The 12,550-nt window shown below is 60.8% G+C and carries 9 protein-coding genes; 4 read left to right on the plus strand and 5 right to left on the minus strand.

Annotation, left to right across the window (positions count from 1 at the left end; all coding sequences use genetic code 11):
• Window positions 1-39: 39 nt before the first annotated feature.
• The 3 genes from QFZ65_RS03470 to QFZ65_RS03480 all read left to right on the plus strand — a co-directional run bounded on the left by QFZ65_RS03470 (window position 40) and on the right by QFZ65_RS03480 (window position 5,112).
• Window positions 40-3,015, plus strand: coding sequence for an EAL domain-containing protein (locus QFZ65_RS03470; RefSeq protein ID WP_306908181.1), 2,976 nt, complete (start codon window positions 40-42; stop codon window positions 3,013-3,015).
• A gap of 117 nt (window positions 3,016-3,132) precedes the next feature.
• Window positions 3,133-3,564, plus strand: coding sequence for a hypothetical protein (locus tag QFZ65_RS03475; RefSeq protein WP_306908182.1), 432 nt, complete (start codon window positions 3,133-3,135; stop codon window positions 3,562-3,564).
• Between the two features lie 252 nt (window positions 3,565-3,816).
• Window positions 3,817-5,112: a DUF4832 domain-containing protein gene (locus QFZ65_RS03480; protein WP_306908183.1), complete on the plus strand. Its 1,296-nt coding sequence runs from the start codon at window positions 3,817-3,819 to the stop codon at window positions 5,110-5,112.
• A 197-nt stretch (window positions 5,113-5,309) separates the two neighbouring features.
• Here the strand turns inward: QFZ65_RS03480 and galE are convergent, their stop codons facing one another.
• The 5 genes from galE to QFZ65_RS03505 form a co-directional block, all read right to left on the minus strand.
• Window positions 5,310-6,374 carry a UDP-glucose 4-epimerase GalE gene (gene galE, locus QFZ65_RS03485; protein ID WP_306912489.1) on the minus strand — a complete coding sequence of 355 codons (1,065 nt, stop codon included), beginning with the start codon at window positions 6,372-6,374 and terminating at the stop codon, window positions 5,310-5,312.
• Window positions 6,352-7,434, minus strand: a complete 1,083-nt coding sequence (locus tag QFZ65_RS03490) for a putative glycoside hydrolase (RefSeq protein ID WP_306908184.1) — start codon at window positions 7,432-7,434, stop codon at window positions 6,352-6,354. The genes galE and QFZ65_RS03490 overlap by 23 nt, the downstream gene beginning before the upstream one ends.
• Complete coding sequence (locus QFZ65_RS03495; protein ID WP_306908185.1) at window positions 7,431-7,772, minus strand: glycosyltransferase; 342 nt, start codon at window positions 7,770-7,772, stop codon at window positions 7,431-7,433. The genes QFZ65_RS03490 and QFZ65_RS03495 overlap by 4 nt, the downstream gene beginning before the upstream one ends.
• Window positions 7,679-9,073 (minus strand): GT4 family glycosyltransferase PelF, encoded by a 1,395-nt coding sequence (gene pelF / locus QFZ65_RS03500; RefSeq protein ID WP_306908187.1) that lies wholly within the window; start codon window positions 9,071-9,073, stop codon window positions 7,679-7,681. The genes QFZ65_RS03495 and pelF overlap by 94 nt, the downstream gene beginning before the upstream one ends.
• 152 nt (window positions 9,074-9,225) lie before the next feature.
• Window positions 9,226-10,614 carry a hypothetical protein gene (locus QFZ65_RS03505; protein WP_306908189.1) on the minus strand — a complete coding sequence of 463 codons (1,389 nt, stop codon included), beginning with the start codon at window positions 10,612-10,614 and terminating at the stop codon, window positions 9,226-9,228.
• Between the two features lie 900 nt (window positions 10,615-11,514).
• Here QFZ65_RS03505 and galU point away from each other — a divergent pair.
• Window positions 11,515-12,405: a UTP--glucose-1-phosphate uridylyltransferase GalU gene (gene galU, locus QFZ65_RS03510; protein ID WP_306908191.1), complete on the plus strand. Its 891-nt coding sequence runs from the start codon at window positions 11,515-11,517 to the stop codon at window positions 12,403-12,405.
• Window positions 12,406-12,550: the final 145 nt, after the last annotated feature.

Here is a 12,550-nt window from a genome sequence, read left to right on the forward strand (position 1 = left end):
GTGTGCCGCTTCCCTTTGTGTCAGACCAGAAAGACAATCGTGAAAATACTGCCTCAACCGGTTCCAGGTTCCGGCCCGCTCAAGATCGGTCCCCAGGTCAGGGCGGGCAGCGGTTCTGATCGTGGCGGAAGCGAGGTTGTGCCCGGTACCTCGACGCAGACGACGCGGCTGGTGTTGCGGATTGTGGCCGAGCAGGCCGGTCCGGAAGGTGTCAGCCGCGTCCTGGGGCATGCGGGTCTGCACGATCAGCAGGTAGCGCTGAGGACCGTGGGCGGAAGGATTTCCTATACTGACAAGATTCGGCTCTTTGACGCCGCTGCCGCCGAACTCGGCGATCCCCGTCTCGGGTTAAGGCTGGGCCCGGCTCTGATGGAAGACCCGGCAGCCGCGCCGATGCGGGTGCTGGCACGGGCGTTTGGTTCACCGGCGGCACTGATCCGCCGCATCTCCCGGCTGTCGACGCGCTTTGATACTGCTTGCGTGTTGCGCTGCGAATGGGTTCAATCTGGTGCGGCAGTTGTGGGCTGGAGGGCGCTGCGGCCCCACCGTCCCAGCCGGGCGGACTGCGACTACACCATAGGCCTCATCGCCCAAATACCTGTCGTGTTTGGTCTGCCGCCGGCACGGGTGGATCACGGTGTCATCTGCCAGCTCAACGGCGCTTCGGAATGCATCTATCATCTGGCCTGGACAGAACCCCCTGTCAGTCGCGTGCGGAACATGCTGCGCAGGTTCACCGGCGCCGAACGGGGCCTTGGCAGGGAGTCATCCGCAGAGCACCGGCTGCGGGTTCTCGAGGGGGCGGCATCAGAGCTGGTCAGCACCGCACCTTTGGAGGCGTTGCTCGACCGGATCGCGACACGTGCCGACAGCGTGGTGCACGCACCTGGGCACCTGCTCGCCGTCCGATTACCCGCAGGGGGGCGCCATATCCGGGTCCGTGGCACCGGTGAGGCTTTGGCAGCAGCCCTCGCCGACGACGGCACGGCCCTGAACCTGACCGATAGCGCACTGGTGGAGCTGCCGGTCCTGAGCGTCCCGGTGGCCTCCGCAACACACCACTATGGCGTGCTGGCAGCCGTCGCCCACTCCGGGCAGGAATTTTTTCCCGACGACACCGACACCCTGGCAGCGTATGCCCGGCACGCGGCGGCCGTGCTGGACAGCGCCGGGTTACTTGCCGAGGCCCGGGAGAATGGTGAAACGTCCGAGCTCCTGCTCGACGTCGCCCGCGCCCTGGCTGAAGGCTCCACCGTAAAAACGGTTGCCGGGGTGGTTGCCGACGCCGTCCCGACCCTCTCGGGAGCCACCCGCTCCGCCGTGGCACTCTGGGATGCGGACGCAGGCGAACTCCGGATCGCAGGGCTAAGCGGCTGGCATGGGGAATTGGCAGAAAAAGCGGTCGACTACATGACGACGGCCCAGGAAAGCCCGGAGCTTTCCGAGCTGCTACGCAACGGTGCCCCGCTGCTCGTGAACCGGAACGGTTCGGACTGGGCAAAGAGTGTCCTCGCTGACTTCGACCTCTCGGCGTTCGCGGCCATACCGATCATGGCCGGGGACCAGCTCACCGGCATCGTGCTTGCGTACTGGGCCGACGGGAGGGCCCCGGAGCGCCTCGAAGGAGCCCTGACCAAGCGCCTCACCGGGCTGGCCTGTCTGGCGACGGTGGCGCTGGATAACATCCGGCTGCTCGAGGATGCCCGGAGGCAGGCCCTGCACGATTCGCTGACCGGGCTGCCCAACAGGGCACTGCTGGAGGACCGGCTGGAAGCATCGCTGGCGAAGGCCGGACGAGACGGGCGTAGGGTGGGACTGCTCTTCTGCGATGTCAACCGGTTCAAAAGGATCAACGACAGCCTCGGCCACGGAGCCGGTGACAGGGTCCTCCGGCACGTCGCCAACCAGCTCCAGAGCGCAGTGCGCACCAGCGACACGGTCGCACGCTACAGCGGCGACGAGTTCGTCATTCTCCTGCCCGACCTTGAAAGCGAGGCCGAAGCCGAATATCTGGCCGCCAGGGTCCGTGCCAGCCTGACCGAATCCCTCGAAATCAATGGCACGAACATTTTCGTCGACGTGGCCATCGGCACCAGTGTCAGCGGCGCCCTACCGCACGAGAGCACAGATACGCAGTCCGAGGCAGCCCGTCTCCTCATCGAGGAGGCAGACTTGCAGATGTACCGGTCGAAAGCCCGAGCCCGGGGCCAGAGACCCCCGGCAAAGAGCAAAGACAGTCTCCGACTCGAAACAGAGCTGCGCGGTGCTGCCGGCCGAGGCGAGCTGCGGGTGCACTACCAGCCCCAAATCCACGTGGCAACGAACGAAATAGTCGCCGCCGAGGCCCTAGTCCGGTGGCAGCACCCCGAGCTCGGCCTGCTCCCTCCGGGAGAATTTATTCCCTTGGCCGAAGAGAGCAACCTGATTACGGAGGTCGGCGCCTATGTTCTGACCGAGGCCTGCCGCGCCGGGGCTGGCTGGAGAGCAGCAGGACATGACATCGAAATTTCCGTCAACGTCTCAGCGGCCCAGCTCGACAGCACAGAGTTCACGGCATTCGTTCGGGATACCTTGAACCGGACAAAGTTCCCGGCCGCCGCACTCATCTTGGAAGTCACCGAATCGCAGGCAGTGTCCGAAGCGTCGATGAACGACGGAATCCTTCGCAGGCTCCGGTCCCTGGGAATAGGGATTTCAGTGGATGACTTTGGAACAGGATATTCCTCCCTCGCCCAGCTGCACCGGCTTCCGGTCACCGAAGTCAAGATCGACCGGTCCTTTACCACACGGCTCGGCGAAGAGGGATCCGCCGCTTTCATCGCAGGCATCGTCGGACTCGGGCATGGGCTGGGACTGCGCGTTGTCGCAGAGGGCGTGGAAACCCGGGGCCAGTTCGACGCCCTACGCGCCATGGGCTGCGAGCGAGTCCAAGGTTATCTGTTCGGCAAGCCGGTCGAAGCAAGCGTCCTGGAAGACCTGCTTGGCGTACCGGTGCTCGACCCGGCACGGGGTTAGGCGGCTTTGACGGGGGCGTCCCAGTGGGCGGTGTAGCGGGGCGAGAGCAAACCTGTTTCGTAGTCCAGCCAAATCCGCCCCGGATTCTAGTCAGTGCCCAAGCCCGGGTGTCGGGTGGTGCTTGTCGAGAGCGAACACAAAGCAGGTCAGGATGACCTGTGCCTGGGCGGTTTCGAGTTCGGCGGCCTTGATGCTTCCGGCCAGCACGGCCAGGAGTACGGCTTGGTAGAACGCTGTCTGGTACTTGAATCGGGTGTCGAAGTCGATGACGTTTCCCGCCTCGACTGCTGCGTCAGTGAAGGTGCTGGTGCCGGAGCCTGTGGTGCCCTGGCCAAAGCCGTCCCAGTCGTCGGAGTGTGTGACCCCGGGCTGGTGGGCGTTGACGACGGCGCCGGCGATTTCGCCCTTGATGAAGCGTTCCAGCCAGTCGGCATGGGGTTGCCTTTCGTGAACGCTGTGAGGGAATCGAATTCGATGATCGTTGGAGAACGCTTAGGCGGAAGCGGGTTGGGCCACTGCGGCTGGTACGGGGCCGGCAGGATTCCCTGAACCTCCGGACTTGCTCAATCCGGCGGGTTGGCCCCCTGATCGGGCAGCGCTTTCACATGGGTCGTGCTTCCGTCCTCGGGGTGCGTCCGGTCCGTGGTTCAAAAAGTCTTGGTTAAGGTTTGAAGAATTTTTGAGGAAAACCCGGTTTGTGGCCTTAGGATCAGTCCGACGTGCTGAGTTATAAACGCCGCTTGGGTGGTGGCGTATGTACGTCCCGGTCTCACTGGTGCTTGTCACCGATTGGTCTCACTGGTGCTAGTCACCGATTTTCAAGGGGAATTGCAATTGGATACATTGAGGTATCGCCTGCGCAGGAAAAAGCAGGGCGGACAGCCTTTTATTGCCGCGGTTGTCTCATGCTTTTTGGCCGCTGTGTTATTGATAGTCCCTTCTACGTCCACCGTTCCTGCGGCGGAAGCAGCGAACTCCTCGGGGGAGTGGGTTTCCCTAGCGGCTGGTCCTGCTCCTGCGAGCAATCCTCTGGAAGGTTTCGTTCCTTACGCGGGCAGCTACGAACGTGTGCCTTACTCCATGGAGTGGTTCTATGTCCCCGTCAACTCTGTCGTTGTAGGGGCTCGAACGTATAACTGGTCAAGTTTTGAGTCGCAGTTGAACGCTATAGCCGCACGGGGTCACCAAGCAGTATTCAGGTTCTACTTGGATTACCCAGGCAAGGCCTCGGGCGTTCCCGAGTATCTTTTGAAGTCAGGACTCACCACCCGCGCCTATACCGACCATGACAACCGTGGTGTGAGTGTCTCCCCGAATTACGAGGACCCGCGCCTATTAGAAGCCCTGGATGGTTTCATTGCCGCCTTTGGGTCCCGCTATGACGGAGATCCGCGAATTGGGTTCATCCAGATGGGCCTCCTGGGCTTTTGGGGCGAATGGCACACCTACCCTCATGACGGGTCGGCGACCCCCGAAAATTGGCTCGCATCACCGGCGACCCAGCAGCGGGTGCTCCAGGCCTACACCAAGGCTTTTACGCGAACAAAGCTTCAGGTGAGGTACCCGGATGCGGCTAACAGCACCCTTAGCGTCGGCTACCACGACGACTCGTTTGCTGTAGGAACTCTGCCAGGGACGGGCTGGCACTTCATGGACAAATTGACGCAGGCCGGCGCGACTGAAAAGTGGCTCACCCAGCCGGTGGGAGGAGAACTGCGCCCCGAGATCCAGCACTGTATCTTCGACGGGCCAATGCGCTGCCCGGTGATTGAAAACGGTGCCGACAACGACTTCGCAGCAAGCGCCAAAGCGACGCATGCCTCCTGGCTGCTCAACCAGCATGCATTCAACCCGGGATACTCGGGGCAGGCGCTCACCAATGCCACGACAGCTTCCCGGTCGCTTGGCTACCGGTTCCAAGCGACTGCCTTCGCCGTTACTCGTGGAGCGGTGAAGGGCCAGAGTGATTTGAGTGTGACGGTACGCAACACCGGAACCGCACCTTTCTACTATGACTGGCCTGTCCGGTCGCTGCAGTCAATAACGCGGGGAAGATTGTTCGAACATGGGCGACATCGTGGAAGCTTTCTGGGGTGAAGCCGGGGAGGACGGTGCAGTGGAAAACAGCAATCGGTGGTAGCGGACTGGCCCCCGGTCACTACACCCTCCTTGTGCGGCCGGTTAACCCGCTGGCAAACGGAGTGCCCCTGCGTTTCGCAAATTCTTCGCAGGACCAAACCTTGACTGGGTGGCTAACGCTTGGCCGCAAGTATTTACCGGCTTCTTAGTGAGGGTTAGCACGGCGGCCCTTCGCCAGGCAGAGACGTCTTTGTCCTGTAACCGTCAGGGTTGTTTTGTTGCCAGCGCCAGGCATCTGCGCACATATCCTCCAGCGTCTCTGAAGCTTTCCATCCCAGATCGTAGAGGGCCCTGGAAGGGTCGGCCAGGCTAATGGGGGCGTCTCCCGGACGTCGGTCCACGAGCTCGTAGGGAATTGTGGTGCCGGACGCAGCTTCGAAGGCCTGGATGATTTCCAGCACGGAGTAACCTCTGCCGGTACCGAGGTTCCAGGTGTGCAGCCCTTGGTGTTCGGCCAGGAAGTTCAGTGCTGCGGCATGGCCGGCAGCAAGGTCCATGACATGGATGTAGTCCCGGACCCCTGTTCCATCAGGTGTGACGTAGTCGTTGCCGAAGACGTGCACTCTGTCTCTGTGGCCGACGGCTACTTGAGTCACAAAGGGGAAGAGGTTGTTGGGTGGACCCTGAGGGTCTTCCCCGATCAGCCCGGAGGGATGGGCGCCTACGGGGTTGAAGTAGCGCAGAAGCGCTATCCGCCATCGCGCGTCGGCGGCCTGGAGGTCCGTCAGGATTTGTTCGACGTGCTGCTTGGTCCGGCCGTAGGGATTTGTTGCCTGTAGCGGAAGGTCCTCCTTCAGCGGCATATCGGGGTTTGTCCCGTAGACGGTGGCCGATGAGCTGAAGACCAGATTCCGGATGCCATAGGCGTCCATGGTCTCCAGAAGATTCAGTGTCCCGCTGACATTGTTGCGGTAGTAGCTTAGGGGCTGCGCAACGGATTCTCCGACCGCCTTGAAGCCGGCGAAATGAATAACCGCTTCAATATTGCCCTGATCGAAAATCTTCTGCAGGCAAGAGGTGTCGGCGATGTCTCCTTCCACAAAGGAGACTTCCCGTCCGGTTAGTTTCTCTACCCGCAGCAATGATTCGGGCAGGGAATTGGTGAGATTGTCGATGACAGTGATGTCGTGTCCGGCCTCGAGTAAACGAAGGATGGTGTGTGATCCGATGTACCCGCAACCGCCGGTAATGAGTATCTTAACGTTTCTGCCCTCGCTGATAGATGACGCCGCGTTGTGCCGGTAGAACCAGAGATGATGGGGCCGGGTTTCCTGCCGCGTCTGTCAGGCCCGGAGGAACACTGATTCGCCGCTTGCGGCGGCCGTCTTTGTTGAAGTTCACAGCAGCCCATCCGTAATCGAATTCCCGGGACCAGACGTGTTGACGGCCTTTCGGTTTTTCTTGGGGGCTGCCCAGGGCCCAGTCGAGTTCGGGGATGTGTTGAATGCGGCTGTAATCGTCGTGTCCGGTTGCCGTGAAGGATCCCCGGCCGGCGCTGAAAATCCAGAAAGCCGCCAGCCCGTACTTGAAGTTGGGATGGTTATCGTCTCCGTCGGTCGGCACGCGCAGGATTGACAGGCCAGGGCCATCCGCCTGCGGAAGCTGTGCCTCGGCCGTGTGCGGGTCAAAGAGGTTTGCCGGTCCGTAGCCGAGCCACACTTCTTCGAAGCCGCCTCCGTAAGCTGCGTGAGAGGCCCATCGGCCGGGCTCCCGCCGGGATTCGGCGATGTTGGGTACGAGGATCTTCTTGACGTTGTTCAGGGACTGGCCTGCGGCATGCACAAGAAGATCAAGTCCCTCCCGGAGGTCGGCCATGGAGGCGGCTGCCTGGATTGGGAGGCTTAGCTGGTAATAGTCGTCGAACACGTCGTTATCAGCCATTACTCCGTCGAAGGGAGAGTCAGTCAGTTCCGCGGTGACGTTCTGAACCCAGCGTGCACGGTACTTGGGGTCGCGGACGTTCATCTGCCAGTGACCGGGATACCCGCTCCACTGGATGCGGCTACCGTCCAGTCGGGTGGCGAACCAGTTTCCTCCCTCGGCCTCGGCTTCCTGATGCGTGACTCCTGAGCTGTAGACCGGCCCAGGTTCGTAGGCCCGGGTTGAGGACAGGCATTTGTAGCAAAGAACAGTCATATCGGGGCGGCGTCGCTTCAGTTCTGCCGCTGCTTCGAGCTCCCATGGCTGCAGAATCGCGGCGCGGTAGTGGCTGGCAGCGAATGCTATCTGTTCCGGGGTAATCGGATCGCCATAACGGATCCACGCACCCACACCGCTCACAGCTCTACCGGTGCCAGTTCTTTGCTAGTCGGCTCAACGCTTCGGTCAGCAACCGGAAGGTCGCCCAGAGCGCGGTAGATCGCGTTGTACGAGGACATGACCTCGTGCATTTGGAAGAGTTCCTGGAGCCTGGTGCGGGCGTTGGCGGCATAATCGGCGTAGGCGTCGATGTTTGCGATCACTGCCTGGATGCCGTCAGCCATCTGCACGACGTCGCCGGGCGTGACAGTTTCACCGCAAGGACCTATGGTGCGTCCGTCCGAGGTGAGGAGGTCATCGGCGATCTGTTGAGCGACGCCTCCCACGTCGGACCCGACGGTTGGGATACCGGCGGCCATGGCTTCGAGGATGACGATGGGTTGAGGCCTTCGTTGTAGCTGGGAAGCACCAGAAGGTCGAACTGATCGAGCATCTCCCGAACGTTGACGGTTCCATGGATGGTGACCTTGTCATTCAAGCCAAGGGCATCGATTTTCGCGAGGCAGGCTTCATAGTATTCGGGAACATGCTCGGTGGGACCCAGGACATCCAGGTGCAGGTTGGGGTACCCGCGGTCCCGCAAAATCTCCATGCTTGACAGCAAATCCAGTAGACCCTTGATGGGGACTACCCGGGCGATGTAGACGAGCCGCCAGGTGTGGCCGGCACTGTCTTGCTTCAGCTTCTCCAAGGCTTGTTGACGGGCGCGGTATTTGTCATCAAATTCCGCGATGACCATGCCGTTGGGCACAACAACTGATTTATGGATGTCGGACCCGAGGCGCGCCGCCTCGGTGATGGCACTCGGGTAGAGGTAGGTGATCAGCCGTGCACTGGGGTAGCAGAAACGTCCCATTTCAGTCCACCACGCCATCCAGGCGCGCTGATCGGCGGTCACATCGAAGGTGCGGTAATCGTCTGCGGTAATGGACAGGGCCATGTTGCGGTCCAGCAGGGTGTTGACCGTGTCACGGACGTAGAGGTTGTGCTCGGTCAGCAGGAATGACGTGTCATGGTCCCGTGCCGCAGCTGCTCCGAGAAGTGATGCGTAGCCGGTGGTGTGGGCGTGATAGACGCTGGCGCGGGGCATGGTTTCACCGAGCACGGCGAAGGCCAGGGAGAAAAAGTTACGCAGTGTCCAGAATGAGTTAGCCAAGGACAGGTTCAACTGGGGCATGCGTTCCTGCAGGGTCTGCATAAATTCCCTGGATCCCAGAAGGGCCCACAGGGGGTACCGACGGGAGCGCTCATTCAGGCCCTCGTCAATCAGTTCCCACAGTGCGTTTACTTCGCCGTTTTCAGACAATGCATACAGGGCGTCGAAGAGCCGGTGAGAGAGTTCCTCACGCTGCAGTGCAGTCATGCCCAGGTCTTTAACTGACACCGCGAGGAAGTCCTGCCGGTGTTCTTCCATGCTGAGGAACACGGTTCGCACCCAGCGCACATTGGAGGGCATCCCGTACAGGTCCGTCATTGGCGAATCTGAATCCCATGTGATGTGAATGATGCCGTAAGTCAGATCAGGGTTGTGCGTCACGATGTCATGAACAACCGCCGAGACCCCTCCCTTGAGGAACGGATAGGTGGACTCCATCACGATGGCGACATCGACATCTTCATACACAGGCTTGGCAGATGTCTGAACGGCGGAGGTCGCCACTGGTGGCAGGGCCTTCGGCTGCGTGTTCCGGCTTCTCGCGATCGAGTACAAAGTTTTCCCCTTAAACAGTTTGGACATTTAGACGTGCGGCTAGACGTGCGGCATTGATGGGCGAAAGAGTCTTCGCCGGTGACTTGCGTGCGTGCGGCGGGTTACCAGGTGGTGGCGTGGCGCCAGAAGAGCGTGTATTCCGGCTGGCTCCAGTGACGCTTGTAAAGCATCCAGGCGATGCCGATCAGTACGATGTCCACGGCCCCCAACAGCAGGTAGCTTCCCGCCGCCCCGGTGAGGACGCCGAACAGTCCGCCGGCCGCGAAAGCCAGAACGCAGACCGCCAGATGCACCGCTCCGAGGATTTGGGGTGTGGTCTTCTCTCCGATGAAATCCAGTTCGTAGCTCAGCAGCGTCAGGACCATGAAAGCCCACGATGCTGCGGCAGCTGCAACCGCCAACAGCGTATGCAATGGATCAACGCCGGCCATGACCAGGGATACCGAAAGTGTCAGCAGTGCTGCGATGACACCCGTGAGCACTACTGAGCGGTCGACAACACGGGTGAGCCGGCGGGAACTGCCTTTAAGAGAACTGATGGGGGCTTCAGCGATGTCCCGGTGAAGGCCCTGCAGAGCCCTGTCCACGCCGGGCGCCAAGTGGACGAAGTAGAAGTTGTAGGCGATAACCGCCGGCAGCATGGCTGCGAACACTGCAACGACCTGGAAGTCTCCCCGGGTGGCCAGGAACAAGGCGAACTTGTCAGCCCAGAGGACTGCCCCCATGAGGAGACCGCGGACCAAGTCCAGGCTGAAGACGCGCATGCCCACGCGTTGAGCAAAACCGAGGTAACGGAGGCCGGAGCGCATGGCCAGGACCTGTGTAACCGTCCCGACCAGGGGCGGAAGCCACCAGACGGTGGGAGCTATGAAGAGCGCGGCAGCGTAGCCTGACCAGGCGATAGCCCACAGGCTGCGGCGGTTCGCCACGTTGGCGAGGACGAGCGACTGGACAAAGAGCAGATGCAGAACGCAGAGGGCTGCATAATCGAACATTACTGTTACGGACCATCCGGTTGCCAACCACATAGGCACGGCGAACGCCGCGATCAGGGGCAGGGACTGGACAAATGTCATGGGCCAGAACTGGCAGAACCTACGCGTGATGTCTTCGAGGTTCCGCTCAGCCATGAGGTCTCCCAGAACCCGGTAGATGGGAAGGCATGCGGCTTGAGCCATCCAGGGCACGGTGATGGAGGAGGCGAGCACCACTAACGTCAGCGGAACCCCGTCGACGTCGACGGCCGCCATTGAAGGACTCACCAATGGGTATACGACGTTCAGCAGGAGCACGGGGGAGAGATACAGAAGAAGGGCGGCCCCCAACCGCTCAGTTGCGGGACCATCCCCGACGCGATCCGGACCCGCAATGCCTGGCTTGATGATCAGGGCGAGGGCCAGCAGCAAGGGAAGTGCAGCTGCGATGAGAACGGGAAGGTCTGCACCGTCGGGAAGAAGTTGAACGCCAACAGGTACAAGAGCTGACAACACTAGTCCTGTGACAATGACCATGGACATCTGGCGGGTGTACGAATCTTGCAACAAAGACTTCAAAGGATCTAGTTCTTTCCTCTAAGACAGGCTGGGGCGGACGGTTTAGGGAGTCGACGGCGGACTGGGGGGGCAGCCCGGTCTCAGGGGCTGGCTTCCGCCGTCGACTCCGGCTGGTGCCGGCCCCGCGAAGGAGGCCGAAAGGTATCAAATCCAATAACGACAATTCGGCGTGATGGCGCCCAAAGAGGGTGAACTCTAATTTGCGTAACCGTCATACCTATATACATCTCTGGATTCCCGCAGCATTAGCAAGATGCGCCCAAAAGCAGTTCTACTGCATCCAAGGGCGGCGATAATCCGAAACCCAAAGGTTTTTCGGACGTTCAGCAGCTGCTACAAACCAAGCTAATCACCGTCATCTCAATGTGTCCCTCCGCTCTCGATCAAGGCTCCGTCAAGATGTCGACCCTTTCTCAAGAATCCCGCAACTCCGGGCCAAGAAGTCGGTATCGTCCCAGGTGGGGCGCTGCCAACTCCGGCCGGGCCAGTGGTGGCCGCCCGATACTCGACAAATATGACGCTTTATGGGACCCAGCCGACTCGTGAGGCGTAGCTACGGCATGGGCTGGGGCGGCCCCTCCAGCAGCTCCTCACGGCGGTTTAGTCAAAGCGCGTCACTGTTGCGACCCTTCCGATGTTTGCGCACAATGGCTGTCATCGCTGAGGTGCAGCAACGGGAGGTAAATCAGGGCTGAGGGCCTGTGTGGGCGTCGTCAATGCGATGCTGAAAGACAAACGAGTTCAAAGTGACGTTGTTGCTGCTAAGGATCGATAATCTAAAATGCCCCGCACTCAATAATTTGTCATATATGCGAATCCATTTGTAGGGTCTCAACTATGACAACGAGGAAAGCAATAACTAAAGCCGTCATTCCTGCTGCCGGATTGGGAACTCGCTTCCTGCCTGCCACCAAGGCGATGCCAAAGGAAATGTTGCCGGTGGTAGACCGGCCGGCCATTCAGTACGTCGTTGAGGAAGCCGTGAAATCCGGGCTCAACGACGTCCTCATGATCACGGGGCGCAGCAAGCGCGCCCTCGAGGACCACTTTGACCGCGCCCCGGGACTGGAACGCGTGCTGGAACTCAAAGGCGACAACGACCGGCTGGAGTCCATACAACACGCTTCCGAGCTGGGTCCCATGCACTACGTCCGCCAAGGAGAGGCCAAGGGTCTGGGCCACGCGGTGCTCTGCGCAAAGCAGCACGTGGGGGAGGAGCCCTTTGCCGTGCTTTTGGGCGACGATCTGATTGACGAAGCCGAAACCCTGCTGACCACCATGATGGAGGTGCAGCAAAAAACCGGCGGTTCGGTCATCGCCCTGATCGAGGTTGATCCAGCTCAAATCAGTGCCTACGGCTGCGCAGACATCACTCCCGTAGAGCACGAAGAATACGTCCGCGTCAACAGCCTCGTGGAGAAGCCCGCCGTAAGCGAGGCGCCGTCCAATCTCGCCGTGATCGGCCGATACGTGCTGCACCCGTCCGTATTCGGCGTCCTGGAAAAGACGACGCCGGGCCGTGGGGGCGAGATCCAGTTGACGGATGCGTTGCAGACTCTGGCCACGGGCGAGAGCGAAGGTTCGGGCGTGTACGGGGTGGTCTTCAAGGGCCGCCGCTTCGATACAGGCGATAAGCTGAGCTACCTCAAAGCGGTCATCACGCTGGCATCTGAGCGCGTGGAGTTCGGCGAGGACCTGAAAACTTGGCTGAAGGGTTTCGTTAACTAGGGGGCTTAGCCGAATTGCATATTCCTTTATCCGAGGAAAAGCGATGCAGGGCTGGTGGGAACATGGCTCAGCCACTGGCTGGCCTCATCCACGGAAGTGACGTGAGCACCGGCTGGAAGCTGGATCCGGTTGCGCCTCTGAACGG

It is taken from the genome of Arthrobacter sp. B3I9, from assembly GCF_030816935.1.
Classification (GTDB): domain Bacteria; phylum Actinomycetota; class Actinomycetes; order Actinomycetales; family Micrococcaceae; genus Arthrobacter.

Coding starts and splice junctions, on each gene's coding strand:
- QFZ65_RS03495 (WP_306908185.1), bottom strand. CDS start 7,772: ATGGCCGCCGGTATCCCAACCGTCGGGTCCGACGTGGGAGGCGTCGCT.
- galU (WP_306908191.1), top strand. CDS start 11,515: ATGACAACGAGGAAAGCAATAACTAAAGCCGTCATTCCTGCTGCCGGA.